The organism is Jatrophihabitans cynanchi (assembly GCF_027247405.1).
Taxonomy (GTDB): Bacteria; Actinomycetota; Actinomycetes; order Mycobacteriales; family Jatrophihabitantaceae; genus Jatrophihabitans_B; species Jatrophihabitans_B cynanchi.
The window spans coordinates 2,683,650-2,704,437 of the sequence record NZ_CP097463.1; the positions used below are offsets into that span (position 1 = coordinate 2,683,650).

Below are 20,788 nucleotides of genomic sequence, written 5' to 3' on the forward strand. Positions count from 1 at the left end.
CTACTCCCCGGTGCTGCCGTCCACCGACTCGCGTAGCAGGTCGGCATGCCCGTTGTGCCGTGCGTACTCCTCGATCAGGTGCACCAGGATCCAGCGCAGGCTCGGCGACCGGCCGTCCGGCCAGCGGCGCTCGGCCAACCGGTCCAGCCCGCCGTCGGCCAGCGCTTCGCCCACCAGGGCCCGCGCTCGCTCGACGGTGTCGCGCCAGAGCGCGCGCAGCTGATCGGGGCTGTCCCGCGCCGCGGAGTGCCAATCCCAGTCACGGTCGGCGGCCCAGTCCACCGCGTCCCAGGGTGGTGCCGCCGCGTGCCCGTGCAGCCAGCGCGAGCACCAGTGGTCCTCGACGTACGCGAGATGCTTGAGCAGCCCGCCGAGCGTCATCGACGAGGCGCCCACCGTCGCCGCCAGCGCGGCGGCGTCGAGCCGTGAGCACTTCCAGTCGAGCGTCGCGCGTTGGTAGTCCAGGAAGCCCAGCAGGGTTCCGGTCTCGTCCGCGGCGAGTGGCGGTTCGGGACGCCCCTGCTCGTCGACGGTGGTCACGGTGGCCAACCTATCGCTGCGGAAAGGGTCCGACGGTCCAGTCGTGCAGGTTGACCTGGTCGTGCCGGCGGGCGAACTCGTCGATCTCCTCCTGGGTCGGCGTACGGCCGTCCGCGCGCGCCTGCAGCAGCCCGGTGAAGTAGTCCTCGCGCGGGATGCCCGGTGTGAACAGGATCAGGAACCGGGCGCCGACGTCCTGGGCCACGGACCGGAATCCGTGCACGCCGTGGCGCGGCACGTAGACCAGGTCGCCGGCGCTGGCCGTCGTCCACTCGTGGCCGTCCAGCACGGCGAGTTCGCCGTCGAGCACGTAGAACGTCTCGCTGAAGCCGGCGTGGTAGTGCGGGCCGGGTCCGCCGCCACCGGGTGCGAGGCGGTACTCGAACAGCCCGAAGTCGTTGCGGGTCTGTGCCGAGGTGGCGACGAACCGCGTGCTCGCGGACGGGTCGCCGCCTGCGAACGGTTGCTCGGCGCTGCGGACGACGGTGGCGCGCAGGCTCTCGAACAAGCTCATCGGCCCAGGCTCTCACCGGCGTCCGACACCCGTGCCGGCCGGCCCTGCTCGTCGGCCTCTGTGGCACGGGGCTGCTGCAACGGCTGCTCGACCGGGTCACGCCTGGTGACCTGCTACGCGCCTGACCGCCCGATCACGACGGTGGCATCGAGCGGTTCGTACCGGACGACGTCAGCGGTCAGGCCGGCGTCGCGCATCAGCGCGCGAGTATCGGACGACTGCCGCTCGCTGGTCTCGACCAACAGCGCCCCGCCGGGGGCCAGCCAGCCCGGCGCGCCGGCGATCACCCGGCGCTGCACGTCGAGCCCGTCCGCCCCGCCGTCGAGCGCCGCCCGTGGCTCGTGCAGCCGCGCCTCCGGTGGCAGCAGGCCGATCGTTCCGGTCGGGATGTACGGCGCGTTGACGACGAGCAGGTCGACCCGGCCGCGCAGCCCGCGCGGCAGCGGCGCGTACAGATCACCCAGGTAGGCGTGCCCGCCGGGCAGGTTCCGTTCGGCGCAGCGCACCGCCGCCGGCTCGATGTCCACGGCGTGCACCTGGACACCGGCAACCGCGGCCGCCACCGCCGACCCGATCGCGCCGGATCCGCAGCACAGGTCCAGCACCACCGCACCCGGAGCGGCCAGGGCGATCGCGCGCCGGGCCAGGAACTCGGTGCGCCGGCGCGGCACGAACACGCCCGCCTCGACCACCACGCGCCGGCCGAGGAACTCCGCCCAGCCCAGCAGGTGCTCCAGCGGCTCGCCGGCCACCCGCCGCGCCACCAGCGCCTCGACGCGGTCCGGTCCGGCCACCGCCAGCAGCCGTGCCTCGTCTTCGGCGAACACGCAGCCCGCGGCGCGCAACCTGGACACGAGCGCGTCCGGAACCGTCGTCATCGCAGCCCAAGCTACTGCCGGTGGCCACTAGATTCGACGCGGTGAGTACCCCCGAGCCCATCTGGACACCCGACACCTCGGTCGCGGCGGACAGCGCCGTCGAACGCTTCCGGGCCTTCGTGAACGACCGGCACCACCTCGCGCTCGCCGACTACCCCGAACTGCACCGCTGGTCGGTCGAGCAGCTGGAGCAGTTCTGGTCGGCTGTCTGGGACTTCTTCGGCGTGCGGTCGGATGCGCCGCCGACCGTCGCGATCGGCGAGATCACCATGCCGGGCGCGGACTGGTTCCCCGGCACGCGGCTCAACTACGTGGCACAGATCCTGCGGCATCCCCGCACGGCCGAACCCGCGATCATCGACATCGCCGAGGACGGCACCGAGTCGGCGGTGAGCTGGACCGAACTGCACCGACGGGTGGGCGCGCTCGCGGCGACGCTGCGCGAGTTAGGGGTCGGTGTCGGTGACCGCGTCGTCGGCTACCTGCCGAACACGTCGGCCGCGATCGTCGGCCTGCTCGCCACCGCCTCGCTCGGCGCGATCTGGTCCGTCTGCGGCCAGGACTACGCGGCCAAGGGTGCCGCCGACCGGTTCGCCCAGCTCGAACCGTCCGTGCTGTTCACCGCGGACGGCTACCAGCACAACGGCACCCGCCACGACCGGCGGGCCGAGGCGCGCGACCTCGTCGGCCGGCTGGCGACGCTAACCGCCGTGATCACGGTCGACAACCTCGGGCTCGGCCCGCTCGACGCGGGCGCGCTCCGCGTGCTCGACTATGTGGCCGCGACGTCCGGTGATGCCGCCGTCGAACCGGAACCGGTGCCGTTCGACCATCCACTGTGGGTGCTGTTCACGTCGGGGACGACAGGCGCACCGAAGGGCATCGTGCACGGGCACGGCGGCGTGCTGCTCGAGCACCTGGTCATGCTCGCGCTGCAGTGCGACCTGTCCGAGCGGGACGTCTTCTTCTGGTACACCACGACCAACTGGATGATGTGGAACATGGTCGTGTCCGGCCTGCTCGTGGGCGCGACGGTCGTCGCCTACGACGGCAGCCCGCTCGCGCCGGACGCCGACCGGCTGTGGCGCGTAGTCGAACGACATCGGGTGAGCGTGTTCGGCACCAGCCCGGGTCATCTGCTCGCCTGCGAGAAGGCCGGATTGCACCCGGCCGCCGAGCACGCGCTGTCCGCGCTGCGGCTGCTCGGCTGCACCGGGGCCGCGCTGCCGGTGTCGGCGTACCACTGGGTGCACGAGCAGGTCGGTGCGCGGGTGCAGCTCGGCTCCACGTCCGGCGGCACCGACCTGGTCGCCGGGTTCGTCGGCTCCGCGCCCACCGTGCCGGTGTGGCCGGGGGAGATCTCGGCGATCAACCTCGGGGTCGCACTCCAGGCGTGGGACGCCGACGGGCGCCCGGTGGTCGGAGAGGTCGGCGAACTCGTGGTCACCAAGCCGATCCCGTCGATGCCGCTGTACTTCTGGAACGACCCGGGCGGAGCGCGCTACCACGACGCGTACTTCGCCACCTACCCCGGCGTGTGGCGGCACGGCGACTGGATCACGGTCACCGAGCGCGGCAGCGTGATCGTGCACGGCCGCTCGGACGCGACGCTGAACCGCAACGGGGTGCGGCTCGGCAGCGCGGACATCTACGACGCGGTCGAGCAGATCCCGCAGATCGCCGAAGCGCTGGTGCTCGGCGTCGAGGAGGGCGACGGCGGCTACTGGATGCCGCTGTTCGTCGTGCTGGCGCCCGGCGCGGAACTGGACGACGCGCTGCGCGAGCGGATCAGGACCGCGATCCGCACCAATGCCTCGCCGCGGCACGTGCCGGACGAGGTGATCGCGGTGCGGGCGATCCCGCACACCCGCACCGGCAAGAAGATCGAGGTGCCGGTGAAGCGGCTGCTGCAAGGCGCGACCGCGGATCAGGCGCTCAGCCTGGCCGCCGTCGACGACCCGTCACTGATCGAGCTGTTCGCCGGGATCGGCCGCGCACACCGCGCACACCGCGCCCAGCCCGGCTGAGCCGACCGCTGAGCCGACCGGGACGCCGGCCGCGCGGTGGCGCGGTGGCGCAAGATGGAACCTTCGCGAGCGAGAGGGGACGTCGATGAACGGACCGGTGCCGGTCAGCCTGCCTGGTCTGCCGGAGCGCGTGGACATCTACGAGGTGGGTGCCCGCGACGGGTTGCAGAACGAGGCGACCAGCGTGCCGGCCACGGTCAAGGCAGAGTTCATCGAGCGGCTCGCCGACGCCGGTCTCACCACCATCGAGGCGACCAGCTTCGTGCACCCGAAGTGGGTGCCGCAGCTCGCCGACGCCGAGGAACTGCTCGGCTCGCTGCCGCGGCGCGACGGCGTTCGCTACCCGGTGCTGGTGCCGAACGAACGCGGCCTCGACCGGGCGCTCGCCATGGGGCTGCGTGAGATCGCGATCTTCGCCAGCGCGACCGAGACGTTCGCGCAGCGCAACCTCAACCGCACGCTGGAGAGCCAGTTCGAGATGTTCGAGCCGGTCATGCGCCGTGCGCTGGACGCCGGCATGACGGTGCGCGGCTACGTCTCGATGTGCTTCGGCGACCCGTGGGAGGGTGCCGTGCCGATCGAGCAGGTCGTACGGGTCGGCACCCGGCTGCTCGAGCTCGGCTGCGCGCAGCTGTCCCTGGGCGACACGATCGGGGTGGCGACCGCCGGGCAGGTGCGCGCGCTGCTGGGCGCGTTCACTGCGGCCGGGACGGACATCGGCAGCCTCGCCGTGCACTTTCACGACACCTACGGCCAGGCCCTGGCGAACACCCTGGCCGCGCTGCAGGCGGGCGTGACGACCGTCGATGCGTCCGCCGGCGGGCTCGGTGGCTGCCCGTACGCCAAGAACGCCACCGGCAACCTGGCGACCGAGAACCTGGTATGGATGCTGGACGGCCTGGGCGTGCAGACCGGGGTCGACCTGGGCCGGCTGGTCGAGACGAGCGTGTGGATGGCCGGGCACCTGGGCCGTCCCAGCCCGTCCGGCGTGGTGCGGGCGCTGACGTCCTGACGCCGTCGGTATCGCCGGGGGCTCGGGTTGGTCCTGGCGCATAGCGGCTTCGTGTCACTGAAGCCTCAGCCCGTGAGCCACTGGCGCTCGCACTCGCTATGGTGCCGACCATGGCAGCGATTCGGGCCGTGCTCCTCGACTGGCGCGGCACGCTCGTCGTCGCACCGACATACCGCGGTCTCATCCGGTCGGCTCTTGGGCGAATAGGACGAGACGTGTCAGACGAAGCTGTCGATAAGGTGATGGCCAAGCTGCGCCGGGTCGACCGGGCTGCGGTCGAAGACTCGGCAACCGACGCCGACGCAGACCGACACCGCGCAGCCTATGAAGAATGGTTCGCTGCAAGCCGATCGATGCTGACCTGGCGCAGTCGTTGTACGCCACCGAGTCCGATCCTGACGGTAACGCGTACGCGGACGACGTCGAGCTCCTGCTCACGACACTGCACAGGGCCGGCATTCGAGTCGCGATCGTGAGCGACATCCACTTCGACATCAGGCCAAGCTTCGCTGCACGGGGCTGGATCGACCTTGTGGACGCATGGGTCTTGTCGTTCGAAGTCGGCGCAGCGAAGCCGGACCCGACCGTCTTTGCCGCTGCTCTCAGCGCCCTCGACGTCGATGCTTCGGTGACCCTGATGGTCGGCGATCGCGCTGGTTTCGACGGCGCGGCGGAGCAATTGGGGATCACGACACTTCTCCTTCCACCGCTGCGTGAGCCGGGCGACTGCCGACTCCATCGTGTGCTCGATCTCGCGATCCCAGGCTGGCGACGCTCGCCTGCGAACCGCACTGACGACTCGCCTCTCCGGCCCGCGAAACTCTAGGACTGTCTTACGAATTGTGTTACGTTCGAGCTATGGCGCAGACGATCACCTTCCGGACCGATGCGGACGCCGAGCGGGCTCTTGCTGTACTCACTGCCGACGGCACGGCGGTATCGGCGGCGGTGCGGTCGGCGCTCATCGACGCGGCCCGTGCCCGCGCTCAGCACAGCGTGCGCGCGGAGGCCGAGGCCCTTGCCGCTGACCCGGAGGACCGGGCTGAAGCAGCCCAGGTGCTGCGGGACATGGAGACGCTGCGTGCGTGGTGACGTCCATCGGCTCAGGGCGCCACGAGCGAGCCGCGGCCACGAGCAATGTGGCCCGCGCTACGCCGTCGTCGTTCAGTCCGACGTCCTACCGCTGTCGACACTGCTGGTCGCCCCGACCTCGACTTCGGCACGGGCCGCGAGCTTTCGCCCGGAAATAGTGCTCGAGGGAACGACCACCCGCGTGCTGGTCGAACAGAGCGCCGCCGTGGACCCCAGCCGCCTCGGAGAGCACGTCGGACAGCTCAGCTTCGACGAACTCAGACAGGTCGACGCTGCCCTGCGACTCGTCTTCGAGCTGTAGCGAGGGCGGCCGCGGGCCCGATACGTCCGTCTCAGACGAGCTGGCGGCGGTCCGACGGCGGGGGAGGCGTCACGTCGTCGCGGTCGTCCTGCCCGCCACCGCCCTCGCGGCACCACGGGCACCACGGCTGCAGCCGCCGGTGCGAGGAATAGGCGAGGATCAGGTAGATCATCGACGACTGCACGATCGCCCAGCCGATCCGTCCGATCGTCCCGGTCAGGAAGTTCGACCCGATCAGCACGGCCAGGTACGGCACGAGGAAGGCGGGCTTGCCGCCGGAGTGCGCGAGCCAGAACCGCGTCTTGTAGTGGGCCGCCAGCTCCGACGGGTTGAGCGGCATCGCCGCCATGCACAGCTCGCACAGCCGCCGGTCGTGCTGGCGCATGAGCAGCCAGCTCATCAGCACGAACGCGAGCAGCGCGATCGGCATGGTGAGCGCCAGTGCGCTCTGCGGTGGGTAGAGCCCGAGCAGGATGACACCCAGGATGGACGCCGACAGCAGCGCCGGGCTGTGGTGCCCGATCCGTCCGGCCAGTCGAGCACTCCACGGATGCGCGGCGTAATCCCCCATGACCCGATCCTTCCCCCGAACCTCGATCATCACCCCGATCGAAGCGAAGCTCAACCTACACTTCTGCGCCCGGGATCTTGTTGCACCCGCGACGCGACAGGCGCGGCGGGCGCAACGAGGTCGACGAGAGTGCGCTCACAGCACCCGGCGTCCGCGAATCCGCCAGCTCACCAGCCCGGCGCCGGCCAGGACCAGCCCGGCCAGCAGCAGGGCGATCGGCGCAGCCGGCGTGCCGTGGGCGCCGAGCCCGGCCGGCACGGCGGTCGGCACAGCGGCCGGCCCTGCAGTCGCCGCGTCCACGCCGTGTGAGGGTGCCGCCGCCGGAGACGCCGCACTCGGTCCGGCGGCCGCGTTGGCCAGGGCGAGTGTCAGGATCCCGTCGCGCTCGGCGCCTGCGGCCACGGTGACTTCCAGCGCTCGCACGATCGTCTGGCCGGCCACCACCGCGGTGCCCTGCTTCGGCGTGGCCGCCAGGGGATCGGTGAACGCGGCGCCCTTGGGGCCGGCCGGGCCGTTCGGCTGCACGTTCACGCCAACGTCCAGTAGCCGGTCCAGCAACGTCGCGATCGGCGCGAGCGGGTTCGCGCCGGCTGCACCGGTGAGCGCGGCGGCAAGGCCGCTGGCGGTGTCCTCGAGTGTCTTCTTGCCGCCGATCAGCGTGTCCAGCAGCGTCTGCAGCGGCGCGGCCAGTGGGCCGAGCGCGTTCAGGGCACCCGAGCATTGCTGGTACTTCGCCACCATCGGGTCGACGAGCCCGTCGACCACGCCCTGGATGCCCTTGGCCAGCCCGTTCGGATCGGCCAGGTAGCCGAGCAGGTAGCCGAGCACGTCGGTGTTCGCAGGCAGCGCGTTCAAGTTCAGCCCGAGCACGTCCAGCAGCCGGGCCAGCGACACGGTGATCGTCGCCGTGGCCGGGTCGAGCACGACCGCGCCCTTCTCCAAGCTGATCCGGGACGGGACGGCGCCGGACGTCAGGTCGCACCCGGTCAGCGTGCCGGTCACCGCGCCGGCGGCGGTCGCGACCTGCCGCAGCACGGTCGTCGTGCTGCGCAGGACCCCGCCGAGCAACTGCCCCAACGCCGGCGAGCCGAGTTCCAGGTCGAGGCCGGCGATCTGGTAGGCGGTCGTGCCCGGCTTGCCATGGCCGGCCGGGGTCTGGGCGAGCGCGGACACCGCGCCGGTCGTCAGCGTGATGCCGCCGAGGGCGTCGGCGCTGCCGCCGCCGGGCAGCGCGACGGCGTTGCCGCCGAGGCCCGACGCGGTCAACTCGATCCGCGCGTCGGCAGGGTAGGCGGCGTTGTCGCCGCCGATCGACACCCCGCCGGAGTTGCGCACCGCGCCGGCGGCGCCGTACGAGTAGCCGTCCTTCTTGGCGACGGCGACCTGGTTGACGGCACCCAGCCGGACCCCGAGCAGTTGCGGTAGCTGCACGGCGCCGGTCAGCGGCAGGCGCACCGAGTCCAGGACGGTGGCGTCGAGCGGGTTCTGCGCACTCGTCGACCCCGGGACGCGGGCCCGCGCGTACTCCAGCGCGGCGACCCGGTCCAGCGGCGCGCCGCCCAGCGTCGCGTCGAGGAAGTTGCCGACGGACTGCGCGTCGGGCGTCGCCGCGGTCGCGCCGGCGTCCGGCGCGGCGAGGGCGACGAGCGCCAGGGCCACCGTGACCGTGCCGGCGAGCGCCCGGAGCGAAGGCCTGCGAGGCGGTCGGACGGTGGGCACGGTGGGGACGGTGGGCTGGAACGTGGGGGACATGCGGGGCCCTCTCGCTGGTGGAGTCGCCACGCAGCGAGGCGGCCGATGCCCGCTGCGTTAGCACGCGCTTCACGCGTACCTAGATCACAACGAGCGGGTCCGCCGGGGGTTGCGCGCCGATCGACGCTGCCGCGACGGTCAGGCGCTGCGCGTCGTCGGCGCCCCCAGATCGAGGCGGCGCAGTGCCGCCGGGGCGCTCTGCGGGACGACCGGATGGTGCGGCGCCACCGGCTCCAGCCGGGTGTACCGGCTGCCGAGCGGCGGCCGCCGGTCGGCCTCGCCCTTGTTCGGCCACAGCGCCATCGCCCGCTCGGCCTGGGCGGTGATCGACAGCGACGGGTTGACGCCGAGGTTCGCGGTCAGCGCCGAGCCGTCGACGACGTGCAGGCCGGGGTAGCCGTAGAGCCGCTGGTACGGGTCGATGACACCGCTCTGCGGCGAGTCGCCGATCGCGCAGCCGCCGATGAAGTGCGCCGTCATCGGGATGTTCATCAGATCACCCCACGTGCCACCGGCCATGCCGCCGACGCTCTCGGCGAGCTGCGCCGCGGCCCGGTTGGCCGCGGGGATCCAGGTCGGGTTGGGCTCGCCCACGCCCTGCCGGCTGCTGAGCCGGCCTGACTTCTTGCGGAACACGGTGATCGAGTTGTTCAGCGACTGCATCACCAGCAAGATGATCACCCGCTCGGACCACTTGCGCGGCACGAGCATGCGCAGCTGCGCCGGCCGTCGCAACAGGGCGAGTGCCAGCTGGGTCCAGCGTTCGCGGCGGGTGCCGCCGTCGGTCATCACCGTGTTCAGCAGGCCCATCGCGTTGCTGCCCTTGCCGTAGCGCACCGGCTCGATGTGCGTCGCCTCGTCCGGGTGCCACGACGAGGTGATCGCCACGCCCTGGGTGTAGTCGTGCGCGGGCTTGGCCATCCGCACGCCCAGCAGGGACTCGGAGTTGGTGCGCGAGAGCTCGCCCAGGCGCGGCGAGATGTCCGGCAAGGTGGTGGCGCGCAGTTCGTGCAGCAGCTTCTGGGTGTTGTAGGTTCCGGCGCTGAACACCACCTGGTCCGCGGTGAAGGTCTGCCTGGTCCGTCCGGCCAGCCACGCGCCGGTGCGGACCGCGGTGACGGCGTAGCCGCCGTGTTCGCCGCGCAGCGGGCGCACACCGGTCACGGTCGTCAGCGGATGCACGACCGCGCCGGCGTGTTCGGCCAGCGCCAGGTAGTTCGTGGTCAGGGTGTTCTTCGCGCCGTGCCGGCAGCCGGTCATGCACTCGCCACACTGGATGCACCCGGTGCGTTCCGGGCCGACGCCGCCGAAGAACGGATCGGGCACCGTCGTGCCGGGCTCCTGCGCTCCGTCGCGACCGAAGAACACGCCGACGGGCGTGCGGTGGAACGTCTCGCCCTTGCCGAACTGGTCGGCCAGCCGCTGCATCTCGTGATCGCTCGGCGTCATCGTCGGGTTGGTGACCACGCCCAGCATGCGCTTGGCCTGCTCGTAGTGGGGTGCCAGCTCGGCGCGCCAGTCGGTGATGTGCGCCCACTGCGGGTCGTCGTAGAACGGCTGCAGCGGCTCGTAGAGGGTGTTCGCGTAGTTCAGCGAGCCGCCGCCCACGCCGGCCCCGGCGAGGATCACGCAGTCCTTGAGCAGGTGGATGCGCTGCAGGCCGGTGCAGCCCAGCCGTGGTGCCCACAGGAACCGGCGCAGATGCCAGGAGTTCTTGGGCAGGGTCTCGGACGTGAACCGTTGCCCGGCTTCCAGGACGCCGACCCGGTAGCCCTTCTCGGTGAGGCGCAACGCGGTGACGCTGCCGCCGAACCCGGAACCGATCACCAGCACGTCGTAGTCCGTCATCGGCCGTCCTCACCTATTGACCGCAAATCAATAGGCGCAGTCTAGGCCATGCGCGCCGCCGCGACCACCGCCGGCAACACGGCGGTCAGGGCCGTTGGCCGGTGACGATGAAGCTGGTGCGCCGCGCCACCGCCACCGCGTGATCGGCGTACCGCTCGTAGTAGCGGCCGAGCAGGGTCACGTCGATCGCCGCCTCGGTACCCGACGCCCAGTTCGGCGAGAGCACCAGCGTGAACAGCTTGCGTCGCAGCGCGTCCATCGAGTCGTCCTCGGCCTCGATCGCCTGGGCCAGCGCGACGTCGCGACCGTCGACGACGTCGGCCACCTTGTGCACCAACGACAGCGCGACGGCGCCCATCTGCGAGATCACGTCGCGGGACTGGTCGGGCACCGCGGCCTCGGGGTAACGCAGCCGGGCGATCTTCGCGACGTGGTGCGCGAGGTCGCCCATCCGCTCCAGGTCACCGGCCAGGTGGATCGTGCTGATCAGCACACGCAGATCCGTCGCCACCGGCTGCTGCTGCGCGATGAGTTGGAAGCAGCGGTCCTCCAGCTCGACGCGCAGCGCGTCCACCCGCCTGTCGCCGGTCATGATCTGCTCGGCCAGCGCGAGGTTCGCGTCCAGCAGCGCCTGCGTGGCGTCATCCATCGCGACGGCCACCAGCTTGGCCATCTCGATCACCTGCTTGCCGATGTCGTCCAGTTCGTCGTGGTAGATGTCGCGCATGGTTACCTTTCCGGAGGTGGTGCCGTGTCAGCCGAAGCGGCCGGAGATGTAGTCCTCGGTGCGCCGGTCGGACGGGTTGGAGAAGATCGTCTGGGTGTCGTCCATCTCGACCAGTTGGCCGGGCCGGCCGATGCCGGCGAGGTTGAAGAACGCGGTGCGCTCGGACACCCGCGCCGCCTGCTGCATGTTGTGCGTGACGATCACGATCGTGTACTTCGTCTTGAGCTGCTGAATGAGGTCCTCGATCGCCAGCGTGGAGATGGGGTCGAGCGCCGAGCAGGGCTCGTCCATCAGCAGCACCGCGGGCTCGACGGCGATCGCTCGCGCGATACACAGCCGCTGCTGCTGACCGCCGGACAGTCCCGAGCCGGGCTTGGCCAGCCGGTCCTTGACCTCCTCCCACAGGTTCGCGCCACGCAGTGAACGCTCGACCACGGTGTCGAGGTCGGCCTTCTTCGTCCGGCCGTTCTGCAGCTTCAGCCCGGCCACCACGTTGTCGTAGATCGACATGGTCGGGAACGGGTTCGGCCGCTGGAACACCATGCCGACGGTGCGGCGCACGTCGACCGGGTCCACCCGGTTGTCGTAGATGTCCTCGCCGTCCAGCAGTACCGTGCCCTCGACCCGCGCGCCGGCGATCACCTCGTGCATGCGGTTGAGCGTGCGCAGCACGGTCGACTTGCCGCAGCCGGACGGCCCGATGAAGGCGGTCACCGAGCGCGGCGCAATCGTGAGATTCACCTCGCTGACGGCGAGGAACTTGCCGTAATAGATGTTCAGGTCGTGCGCCTCGATGCTCTGTGCCATGGCGTTCCCTACTCGGCAGTCTTGGTGAATCGCCCGAGGAAGCGGGCGAACATGTTCAGCGCGAGCACGATGATGATCAGCGTGAGCGCGGTGCCCCACATCCGGTCCGGGGCGTAGTTGGCGACGGCGCCGGCGACCCTGTTGCCGTTCACGTCCAGGTGGTACGCGCTCGTACCCGTGGCGTGGTTCAGGTTGGTGAACTGGTCATTGATCATCGTCGGCAACGAGCCCTGGAACCCGTTGAACAGATCGGTGTTCAGGCTGTTGGAGTAGCCCACCAGGATCAGCAGCGGTGCGGTCTCGCCGGCCACGCGCGCAATGCCCAGCACGACGCCGGTCACCAGGCCGGTGAACGCCGTGGGCAGCACGACGTGCACGATCGTCTTCCACTTGGGCACGCCGAGCGCGTACGAGGCCTCGCGCAGCTCGTCCGGCACCAGCTTGAGCATCTCCTCGGTGGTGCGCACGATCACCGGCACCATCAGGATCACCAGGGCGAGCGAGACCAGCCAGCCCGAGCGCACCTGGTGGAACGTCGAGATGAACAGCGCGTAGATGAACAGCGCCGCAACGATCGACGGGATCCCGGTCAGGATGTCGACCATGAACGTCGTCACCCGTGCGAACGCGCCGCGCCCGTACTCGACCAGGTAGATCCCTACGCACAACGCGATCGGTACCGAGATCGCCGTGCAGAGCGCGACCTGCTCGAGCGTGCCGACGAGTGCGTGCAACATGCCGCCGCCGGGGTCGCCAGGTGTCTTGCTGCGCTGCGTCTGGGTCCACCACGACGCCGACGCGACCTGGCGCCAGCCCTTGCTGATCACGGTCCACAGCAGCCAGGCCAGCGGGACCATCGCGATCAGGAAACAGGCCGTGACCGCGGCGGTCGCGGTCGCGTTCTTCACCTTGCGTACGGCCAGGGTGCTCATGTTCGCTCCCGGACGATCCAGCGGGCGGCAGCGTTCACCACGAAGGTCAGCACGAACAGCACCAAGCCTGCGGCGATGTACGCGCCGGTCGAGGCCGGGTTGTTGAACTCGCTGGAGTTGTTGGCGATCTTCGACGCGAACGTCTCGCCGCCGCTGAACAGGGACGGCGAGAACACGCTGACCTTGGACAGGATCAGGTAGACGGCGAGGGTCTCGCCGAGCGCGCGACCGAGGCCGAGCATCGCGCCACTGACGACGCCGGCCCGGCCGTAGGGCAGCACCGCCAACCGGATCATCTCCCACTTCGTCGCGCCGAGTGCCCACGCCGCCTCGATGTTCTGCCGCGGCGTTCGCGCGTAGACGTCCCTGCTGATCGCGGAGATGATCGGCAAGATCATCACCGCCAGTACCACGCCGCCGTCGAACAGGCTGCCGGTCGGCACGTTCTTGTCCTTGAACAACCCGAATCCGCCGAGGTGGTACAGCGCGTCCTGAACGCCGGTCAGCTGAGGTGCCAGCACCCGGGCGCCCCAGATGCCGTAGATGATCGACGGGATCGCCGCGAGCAGGTCGATCGCGTGCGCGGTCGGCCGGGCCAGGCGGCGCGGGGCGTAGTGCGTGATGAACAGCGCGATACCCACCGCGATCGGCACCGCGATCACCATCGCGACGAGCGAGATGACGACGGTCGTGTAGAGCAGGGCGGCGACGCCGAAGCGCAGGTTCCCGGCGGTGGGCGCCCACTCCGTCGAGGTGAGGAAGTTGACCTTGTCGGCGCGGATCGACGGGACGGACCGGGCCAGCAGGAACACCGCGACGAGCACGACGAGCACGACCACGAACGCGGCGGAACCGCCCGTCAGCAGGCGGAAGAGACGCTCGCCCAGGCCGCTCGTGCGGGTCCGTCGCGCAAGGCCGCCGGGCACCAGCTCGCTCTCGGTCTCGGTGTCCGGGGCGACGGTGGTCTCCTCGAGCGGCATGGTGGTGCTGGTGGGCACCTGCGTCGAGTCGCCCACCAGCACCTCCTCCTTCGCCATGGATGCGGTCAGCGGATCGTCGCGACCGCGGCCTGTACCTTGGCCTGCAGTTCGCTCGGCAGCGGCGCGTAGCCGAGCTGGGCCAGCCCGTTCTGACCGCCGCCGGAGGCGTAGCTGAGGAAGGACTTCACGAACGCGCCCGCGGTCGGGTCGCTGTACTTGCTGCACGCGATCTCGTACGTGACCAGGATCAGCGGGTACGCCCCGGGCGTCTTGGTCGCGTAGTCGATCTGCAGGCTCAGGTCGTTGCCGGTGCCCACTACCTTGGCGGCACCGGCGGCCGTGCTGGCCGTCTCCTTGGACAGTTCGACCGGCCCGCCGCCGTTGTCGATCTGGGCGGTGGACAGCCCGCTCGCGACGGCGAAGGAGTACTCGTCGTACCCGATCCCGCCCTCGGTCGCGGCGATCGCGTCGGCGACGCCCTGCGACTTCGCCTTGCCCTGCCCCGCGAAGCCGGCCTTCGAGCTGTCCTTGTCCGGCTTGGCGGTGAAGATGCCGGGCGCCGTCGCCGCCAGGTACTTCTCGAAGTTCTGAGTCGTACCCGAGGAGTCCGAGCGGTAGAAGACCGAGATCTTCGTGCTCGGCAGCGTCACGCCCGGGTTGAGCGCCGAGATCGCCGGGTCGTTCCAGGTGGTGACCTTGCCCAGGAAGATCTTGGCGATCAGCTCACCGTTGACGATCAGCTTGTCGACGCCCTTGAGCTTGTAGGCGATGGCCACCGGGCCGACCACCATCGGCAGGTCGAGTGGTGTGCTCGCGCAGCGCTGCTGCGCCGCCGCGACCTCACCCTTGCCCGGGTCGAGCGCGGAGTCCGAGCCGGCGAAGTCGACCTGGCCGGCGGTGAAGGCGGTGATCCCCGCGCCCGATCCGGTCGGGTTGTAGTTGACGGTGGCCCCGCTGCAGGCGCTCTGGTAGTCCTTGATCCACTGGTTGATCGCGTTCGTCTGCGCCGTCGAGCCTTCGGCGTTCAACGTGCCGCTCGGGCAGTCCTGGCCGGACGGGGTCGACGACGCGGACGTCCGGGCGCCCGTGTTCGCCGGCGGGTTGTCGTTGCTGCCGCCGTTCGCGCTGCTACTGCACGCCGCGAGCGCGATCGCCCCGGCGAGCAGTCCTGTTGCCACGCCGGTTCGGTTCAGCTTCACGTGGTGTCTCCTTCATCCATTTCCTGGTGTCAGGCCGGACGTTAGGAGCGCGAGATGGCGCGACGGGGCGGCATGGATGAACCTCGGATGAACGCCGGAGTTCGTGCGGGTTACCGAGTGGCGCGCCACTGCCTGTCGACGTCGTGACGGGCGAATCCGTACCGCTCGTAGAGGCGCATCGCGGCGGTGTTGGACTCGTCGACGTACAGCAGCACCTGCGGGCAGCCGCGCTCGGCCAGGTGCCGCAGCCCGATCACCAGCAGCGCCGCGCCCAGGCCGGAGCCCTGCCCGGCGGGCGCGACGCCGAGCACGTACACCTCACCGAGACCGTCGGCGTGCACCTTCGTCCAGTGGAACCCGACCAGTTCGTCGCCGCGCCAGGCGAGGAAGAAGCCGGCCGGGTCGAACCACGGTTCCCGCTCGCGTGCCGTGAGGTCGGGCCGGCGCCAGCCGCCCTGCTCGGCGTGCGCAGCGAACGCTGCGGCGTTCACGCGCAGCCAGGCGTCCTCGTCCGTCCCCACCCGGAACGGGCGGACCCGGACGTCCGGCGGCAGCGCGTGCTCCGGGACGGCTACCTCGGCGGGTCGACGCAGCTGGTGCAGGACCCGGACCGGTTCGTAGCTCCGTGCGGCCACCGCCGCGGCGAGCGCGCTGTGTGTGCCGTGCGTCCAGACGAGCAGCTCGCCGTCGGTGGCGCCCTCCGCCGCCGTCAGCAGGGCGTCCATCGCGCGCGGTTCGGCGGCGACCTCGAGCGCGCCGGCGGTGAGCTGCGCGTACCCGGCGAGCGCCGTGCCGTCGCGGGCCAGCAGGTGCCGCACGCCCGGCTCGGCCAGTTGGGTCAGCGCCTGGTCGGACAGCGCGGGCGCACCCGCGGCGTCCGAGATCCGATCGGCGAGAGCGTGCACGGCCGCGCGGTCGTCGGGGCCGAGGCTGCTCGCTGCGCTGACGTCGACTGCCACGTGCCGACGCTAGCGGCCCGGGTCCGCCGCCGGATCGCGGCTGGCCGACTCGTGACCGGCGCGACCGGACGGTTCGGGCGGGCGGACGAACTTGTAGCCGACGTTGCGCACGGTGCCGATCATCGCGTCGTGCTCGGGTCCGAGCTTGGCGCGCAGCCGGCGAACGTGCACGTCGACGGTGCGCGTGCCGCCGAAGTAGTCATAGCCCCAGACCTCCTGGACGAGGTGCGAGCGGCTGAACACCCGGCCGGGGTGCTGGGCGAGGAACTTCAGCAGCTCGAACTCCTTGTAGGTCAGGTCGAGCGGGGTACCGGACAGCCGTGCGCTGTAGGTGCTCTCGTCGATCGTCAGTTCGCCGATGTCGACCTGATCCGGCGTCGGGTTCTCCCGCAGGGTGGTGCGTTCCACGGCCAGCCGCAGCCGGGCGTCCAGCTCGGCGGGACCGGCGGTGTCCAGCACGAAGTCATCGACGGCCCACTCGGCGGACACCGCGATCAGGCCGCCCTCGGTCAGCACCGCGATCACCGGCACGGCGAGCTCGGCGGCGGCGAGCACCCGGGTGAACGTGCGGGCAGCAGCGAGATCGCGGCGGGCGTCGAGCAGGATCACGTCCCCGGCGTTGCGGTCGACGAGCGCGGCGGCGTCCAACGGCAGGACGCTCACCCGGTGCGGCAGCAGGCCGAGGGCGGGCAGTACTTCGGTGGTCGGCTGGCTGGCGGTGGTGAGCAGGCTGAGGTCCACGCACGCCTCCGGTGGGCAGAGGAGGTGGGCCGCGCTGCCCGGACGAACTTGTTGCACGAGACAATACCGGTCGTGCCCGTACCGCAGCGTGTCAGCCTCACCACCAGCGACGGCCTCACCCTGCTCGCGCGGCACTGGGACGCGGGCCTGCGCGATGTCGGCTGCGTGGTCGCGCACGGATTCACCGGCTCGTCGGGCAATGCGCCGGTACGCGCGATCTGTGCCGGGCTCAGTGCCCGCGGGTTCGGCGTGCTTGCCCCGGACCTGCGTGGGCACGGCCAGTCGCAGGGCCGGTGCACCGCCGGTGCCGACGAACCGCTCGACATCGCTGCCGCCGCTGCCTGGTTGCGCGAGCACGGCTACGCGCAGGTCGCCGTGCTCGGCTGGTCGATGGGCGGCTCGGCCGTGCTGCGGTACGCCGGGCTGGGCGGTGCCGCCGACGCGGTGGTGGCGGTCAGCTCACCGGGCACCTGGTTCGAGCGTGGCACCCGGCCGATGCGACTGGTGCACTGGCTGTGCGAGACGCGTTCCGGACGCGCCAGCGCGCGGCTGCTGCGCGGCACCCGCATCGCCCCGGGAGGCTGGGCGCAGGTGCCCGAGGCGCCGGAGGAAGTGGTGGGGGCGATCGCTCCTACGCCGCTGCTGATCGTGCACGGCGACAGCGACCGCTACTTCCCGGCCACGCACGTCGACGCCCTTGCCGCGCAGGCACCGGCCGCCGACATCTGGATCGAGCCAGGCATGGGTCACGCGGAGACCGCCACGACCCCCGACCTGCTCGACCGGATCGGTGCCTGGCTGGCGGCGGCCACGTCCAGGTCCGCGCTCCCGCAGCCGGCGGTCTGCGACGATGAGGCACGTGACTGACAGCGACGAGCCGGTGCCGGCCGAGGGCGTCGAGCGCGTCCAGGCCGGCTCGCTCGTGCTCGCCGCGGTCGTCGGCGTCGGGCTGGCGGTAGCTGCCCGCACCAACGCGCTCGCCCTGTTGATCGCCGTCGCCGTCACCCAAGCGCTGCTCGCCGCCGGATGGGTGTTCTGCAGCCGGATGCCCGGGCGTAAGGGCGCGCTCGTGCTCGCCGCGTTGGCCGCCGCGGGCGCGGACGTCTCGGTGTCGATCTGGCCGCACGGCAAGCTGGGTACCCTGCTCGCCGTGCTCGGCCTCGCCGTGCCGCTGCTGTTCATCCACCAGCTGATGCGCGGTGCCGCGCGCAGCCGAATCGTCCAGTCACTGAGCGGCATCGCGCTGCTCGTGCTCGCCGAGGTGGCCCTCGCCGCCCTGCTCCAGCTGCGCCACGAGTTCGGCGGCCAGACCGGCGGCCGGGTGGTGGCCGGGGTGGTGGCCGCGGCCGCCGGCGCGCTCGTCGTCGGCTACCTCGTCGACCTGATCGCGCCGCTGCCGCGCTTCGACCCCGACGTGCCGCGCGGGCTGCTCGGCGTGGTCGCCTCGGCGGGGCTGGGTGGGTCGCTCGGCTACCTGCTGCTGCAGTCCGACCGGCTCGGCACCTTCGCAAGCGGCCGGGGCGCGTTCATCGGGGCCTCGCTCGGCGCGCTGGTCGGCTTGCTCGCCGTCGCGGTCGCGTTCGCCGAGCGCGAACTGCCGGTGCGTGCCGACGGTGCCGGGCAGCGATGGCGCCCGTTCGTCGGCGTGCTGGTGCCGATCAGCGTCCTTGCCCCGGTGGCCTTCCTGCTCTGCCTGGCCATCCGCACCTGAGCGGGCCGTGCCTACCGCGCCCGAGCGGCCCGGGCCTACGCGCCGGAGCGGCTTTCGCCGATCGGCTACTGTGAGCGCCATGGGCATCTCGCTCGTTGCCGTGGGTGTCGCACTCACGTCCCGCCGCACGGTCGACCTGTGCCGTGTGGGCAGCTGCCTGTGTCGCATGCGCTGACCGGGTGACACCGGGGGCTCCGCCCCGCCGCACGCTGGCCCGTCCACCGTTGCGCCTTGCGTCTCATCCGGTTTCCCACCCCGCCGCCCGCCACCGTCGTGGCGTTCCGGCGGTGCGCCCACATCCCCATCCCGTCACATCCACTTCGAGGAGAGCAACCCATGGCCCGCGCTGACGTGCTGGTCTCGGCCGATTGGGCCGAGGAGAATCTGAACACCCCTGGTGTCGTGTTCGTCGAGGTCGACGAAGACACCTCCGCGTACGACGGCGGCCACCTCGCCGGCGCCGTGAAGCTGGACTGGAAGACCGACCTGCAGGACCAGGTCCGCCGCGACTTCGTGAACAAGGAGCAGTTCGAGGCGCTGCTCGGCGCGAAGGGCATCGGCAACGACGACACCGTCGTGCTGTACGGCGGCAACAACAACTGGTTCGCGTCCTACGCGTACTGGTACTTCAAGCTGTACGGGCACGAGAACGTCAAGCTGCTCGACGGCGGCCGCAAGAAGTGGGAACTCGACGGCCGTGAGCTGAGCAAGGACACCGTGCAGCGCCCGGCCACGAGCTACACGGCCAAGGAGCAGGACCTGTCCATCCGCGCGTTCCGCGACGAGGTCCTCGACTCGATCGGCAAGCAGAACCTGGTCGATGTGCGCTCGCCCGACGAGTTCTCCGGAAAGCTGCTCGCGCCGGCGCACCTGCCGCAGGAGCAGAGCCAGCGCGGCGGGCACATCCCGAGCGCGCTGAACGTCCCGTGGAGCAAGGCCGCGAACGAGGACGGCACGTTCAAGTCGGACGAGGAACTGCGCGCGCTCTACGCGGACCAGGGCCTGGACGAGGCCAAGGACACCATCGCGTACTGCCGTATCGGCGAGCGCTCCAGCCACACCTGGTTCGCGCTGCACGAGCTGCTCGGCCACCAGAACGTGAAGAACTACGACGGCTCGTGGACCGAGTACGGCTCGCTGGTCGGCGTCCCGATCGAGAAGGGTGCCTGACATGTGCGGTGCTCCGGCCCAGACCCCCACGCTGCCCGCGGGCGTCGACCTCGAAACCGAGACGGTGATCTACGGCGTCGTGAGCAAGGACGGCGCGCCCGTCCCGTCGGCCTATGTCCGGCTGCTCGACGCGAGCGGGGAGTTCACCGCAGAGGTGGTCACGTCCGCCACGGGTGACTTCCGGTTCTTCGCCGCGCCCGGCGACTGGACGCTGTCGGTGCTGCACAAGGACGGCAAGGTGCGCCAGCAGGTCCACGCCGCCGCGCCGGGCCTGACCGAGGCGTCGCTGCACCTCCGATAACCCGATCGTGCAACCTCCTGCGGGCGCACGCCGCGGGAGGTTGCACGACCAGGTGGCATATCCTGCCGGTATGGAAGCGACCTATCTCGTCATCCTGATCGCGACGTTCGTGGCGATCACCGTCGTGTCGCTCTACATCGTGGCCAAGCTCTACTCCGGTCAGCGGTGAGCCGGGCGGACGGCGCGGCAGCTCGGTGAACGCACCGGTCGCCGACACCGCGGATCTGCGCACCGGGGTGCCGATCCACGACGCGTTGCTCGCACTGCTGCCCCTCGTCGGGCGCTGGGAGGGTGGCGGCGATGGGGTCGTCGCCTCGACGGGCGCGCAGTTCCGGTACCGCCAGCAGCTGAGCTTCGTGCACGACGGACGGCCGTTCCTGGCCTACGAGGCCCGTTCCTGGCTGGTCGACGAGGCGGGCGAGACGATCCGGCTGGCCTGGCGTGAGTCCGGGTTCTGGCGTCCGGGCGGCGGACAGGACGATGTCGAGGCGGTGATCTCGTCCAACACCGGGCAGGCGCTGCTGTACGTCGGAGTGGCCGGCGATCAGCGCTGGGACCTGCGCTCCATCTCGGCGGTGCCGACCCCGACCGCGCGCGAGGTCGACGGCGAGCGGCGGCTGTACGCGGTGGTCGGCACCGAGCTGGTCTACGCGACCGAACTCGCCCCGGCCGGCCGGCCCTATGCGGCGCACCTGAACGCGCGGCTGGCCCGGGTCTGACCGGCGG

At 71.1% G+C, this 20,788-nt stretch carries 23 protein-coding genes; 10 read left to right on the plus strand and 13 right to left on the minus strand.

Features of this window, described 5'->3' with window-relative positions; translation table 11 throughout:
- The 3 genes from M6B22_RS13075 to M6B22_RS13085 form a co-directional block, all read right to left on the minus strand.
- Window positions 1-540 carry a DinB family protein gene (locus tag M6B22_RS13075; RefSeq protein WP_269441994.1) on the minus strand — a complete coding sequence of 180 codons (540 nt, stop codon included), beginning with the start codon at window positions 538-540 and terminating at the stop codon, window positions 1-3.
- A gap of 10 nt (window positions 541-550) precedes the next feature.
- Window positions 551-1,054, minus strand: a complete 504-nt coding sequence (locus M6B22_RS13080; protein WP_269441995.1) for a cupin domain-containing protein — start codon at window positions 1,052-1,054, stop codon at window positions 551-553.
- 113 nt (window positions 1,055-1,167) lie between these two features.
- Window positions 1,168-1,932: a putative protein N(5)-glutamine methyltransferase gene (locus M6B22_RS13085; protein ID WP_269441996.1), complete on the minus strand. Its 765-nt coding sequence runs from the start codon at window positions 1,930-1,932 to the stop codon at window positions 1,168-1,170.
- Window positions 1,933-1,973: 41 nt separating this feature from the next.
- Between M6B22_RS13085 and M6B22_RS13090 the strand changes: the two genes are divergently transcribed.
- From M6B22_RS13090 to M6B22_RS13110, 5 genes are all read left to right on the plus strand, one after another.
- Complete coding sequence (locus tag M6B22_RS13090; RefSeq protein ID WP_269441997.1) at window positions 1,974-3,959, plus strand: acetoacetate--CoA ligase; 1,986 nt, start codon at window positions 1,974-1,976, stop codon at window positions 3,957-3,959.
- 85 nt (window positions 3,960-4,044) lie between these two features.
- On the plus strand, window positions 4,045-4,971 hold the full coding sequence (locus M6B22_RS13095) for a hydroxymethylglutaryl-CoA lyase (protein ID WP_269441998.1): 927 nt from the start codon (window positions 4,045-4,047) through the stop codon (window positions 4,969-4,971).
- Between the two features lie 331 nt (window positions 4,972-5,302).
- Window positions 5,303-5,797, plus strand: coding sequence for an HAD family hydrolase (locus tag M6B22_RS13100; protein ID WP_269441999.1), 495 nt, complete (start codon window positions 5,303-5,305; stop codon window positions 5,795-5,797).
- Window positions 5,798-5,829: 32 nt separating this feature from the next.
- Window positions 5,830-6,063, plus strand: coding sequence for a hypothetical protein (locus M6B22_RS13105; protein WP_269442000.1), 234 nt, complete (start codon window positions 5,830-5,832; stop codon window positions 6,061-6,063).
- Complete coding sequence (locus M6B22_RS13110; RefSeq protein WP_269442001.1) at window positions 6,053-6,364, plus strand: type II toxin-antitoxin system PemK/MazF family toxin; 312 nt, start codon at window positions 6,053-6,055, stop codon at window positions 6,362-6,364. The genes M6B22_RS13105 and M6B22_RS13110 overlap by 11 nt, the downstream gene beginning before the upstream one ends.
- A gap of 31 nt (window positions 6,365-6,395) precedes the next feature.
- Here the strand turns inward: M6B22_RS13110 and M6B22_RS13115 are convergent, their stop codons facing one another.
- The 10 genes from M6B22_RS13115 to M6B22_RS13160 form a co-directional block, all read right to left on the minus strand.
- On the minus strand, window positions 6,396-6,935 hold the full coding sequence (locus M6B22_RS13115; protein WP_269442002.1) for a hypothetical protein: 540 nt from the start codon (window positions 6,933-6,935) through the stop codon (window positions 6,396-6,398).
- A gap of 135 nt (window positions 6,936-7,070) precedes the next feature.
- A complete protein-coding gene (locus tag M6B22_RS13120) occupies window positions 7,071-8,687 on the minus strand; it encodes a choice-of-anchor G family protein (RefSeq protein ID WP_269442003.1) in 1,617 nt (538 codons plus the stop codon).
- A 138-nt stretch (window positions 8,688-8,825) separates the two neighbouring features.
- On the minus strand, window positions 8,826-10,535 hold the full coding sequence (locus M6B22_RS13125) for an FAD-dependent oxidoreductase (protein ID WP_269442004.1): 1,710 nt from the start codon (window positions 10,533-10,535) through the stop codon (window positions 8,826-8,828).
- Between the two features lie 85 nt (window positions 10,536-10,620).
- Window positions 10,621-11,262, minus strand: a complete 642-nt coding sequence (gene phoU, locus M6B22_RS13130) for a phosphate signaling complex protein PhoU (RefSeq protein ID WP_269442005.1) — start codon at window positions 11,260-11,262, stop codon at window positions 10,621-10,623.
- A gap of 27 nt (window positions 11,263-11,289) precedes the next feature.
- Window positions 11,290-12,069, minus strand: a complete 780-nt coding sequence (gene pstB, locus M6B22_RS13135) for a phosphate ABC transporter ATP-binding protein PstB (RefSeq protein WP_269442006.1) — start codon at window positions 12,067-12,069, stop codon at window positions 11,290-11,292.
- Between the two features lie 8 nt (window positions 12,070-12,077).
- Window positions 12,078-13,001: a phosphate ABC transporter permease PstA gene (pstA, locus tag M6B22_RS13140; RefSeq protein ID WP_269442007.1), complete on the minus strand. Its 924-nt coding sequence runs from the start codon at window positions 12,999-13,001 to the stop codon at window positions 12,078-12,080.
- A complete protein-coding gene (pstC, locus tag M6B22_RS13145; RefSeq protein ID WP_269442008.1) occupies window positions 12,998-14,038 on the minus strand; it encodes a phosphate ABC transporter permease subunit PstC in 1,041 nt (346 codons plus the stop codon). The genes pstA and pstC overlap by 4 nt, the downstream gene beginning before the upstream one ends.
- Window positions 14,039-14,046: 8 nt before the next feature.
- Window positions 14,047-15,180, minus strand: a complete 1,134-nt coding sequence (gene pstS / locus M6B22_RS13150; RefSeq protein WP_269442009.1) for a phosphate ABC transporter substrate-binding protein PstS — start codon at window positions 15,178-15,180, stop codon at window positions 14,047-14,049.
- A gap of 110 nt (window positions 15,181-15,290) precedes the next feature.
- Entirely contained in the window at window positions 15,291-16,139 is an 849-nt protein-coding gene (mshD, locus tag M6B22_RS13155) for a mycothiol synthase (protein ID WP_269442010.1), read from the minus strand.
- A 9-nt stretch (window positions 16,140-16,148) separates the two neighbouring features.
- A complete protein-coding gene (locus M6B22_RS13160; protein ID WP_269442011.1) occupies window positions 16,149-16,880 on the minus strand; it encodes a response regulator transcription factor in 732 nt (243 codons plus the stop codon).
- A 72-nt stretch (window positions 16,881-16,952) separates the two neighbouring features.
- On the opposite strand from M6B22_RS13160, the gene M6B22_RS13165 reads away from it, so the two are divergent.
- The 5 genes from M6B22_RS13165 (at window position 16,953) to M6B22_RS13185 (ending at window position 20,781) form a co-directional block, all read left to right on the plus strand.
- Window positions 16,953-17,747: an alpha/beta hydrolase family protein gene (locus M6B22_RS13165; RefSeq protein WP_269442012.1), complete on the plus strand. Its 795-nt coding sequence runs from the start codon at window positions 16,953-16,955 to the stop codon at window positions 17,745-17,747.
- Window positions 17,740-18,591 (plus strand): hypothetical protein, encoded by an 852-nt coding sequence (locus tag M6B22_RS13170; RefSeq protein ID WP_269442013.1) that lies wholly within the window; start codon window positions 17,740-17,742, stop codon window positions 18,589-18,591. The genes M6B22_RS13165 and M6B22_RS13170 overlap by 8 nt, the downstream gene beginning before the upstream one ends.
- Window positions 18,592-18,927: 336 nt before the next feature.
- Window positions 18,928-19,761, plus strand: coding sequence for a sulfurtransferase (locus tag M6B22_RS13175; RefSeq protein ID WP_269442014.1), 834 nt, complete (start codon window positions 18,928-18,930; stop codon window positions 19,759-19,761).
- Window position 19,762: 1 nt separating this feature from the next.
- Window positions 19,763-20,062: a DUF1416 domain-containing protein gene (locus tag M6B22_RS13180; RefSeq protein ID WP_269442015.1), complete on the plus strand. Its 300-nt coding sequence runs from the start codon at window positions 19,763-19,765 to the stop codon at window positions 20,060-20,062.
- A gap of 194 nt (window positions 20,063-20,256) precedes the next feature.
- Window positions 20,257-20,781 (plus strand): FABP family protein, encoded by a 525-nt coding sequence (locus M6B22_RS13185; protein ID WP_269442016.1) that lies wholly within the window; start codon window positions 20,257-20,259, stop codon window positions 20,779-20,781.
- The last annotated feature ends 7 nt before the right edge of the window (window positions 20,782-20,788 follow it).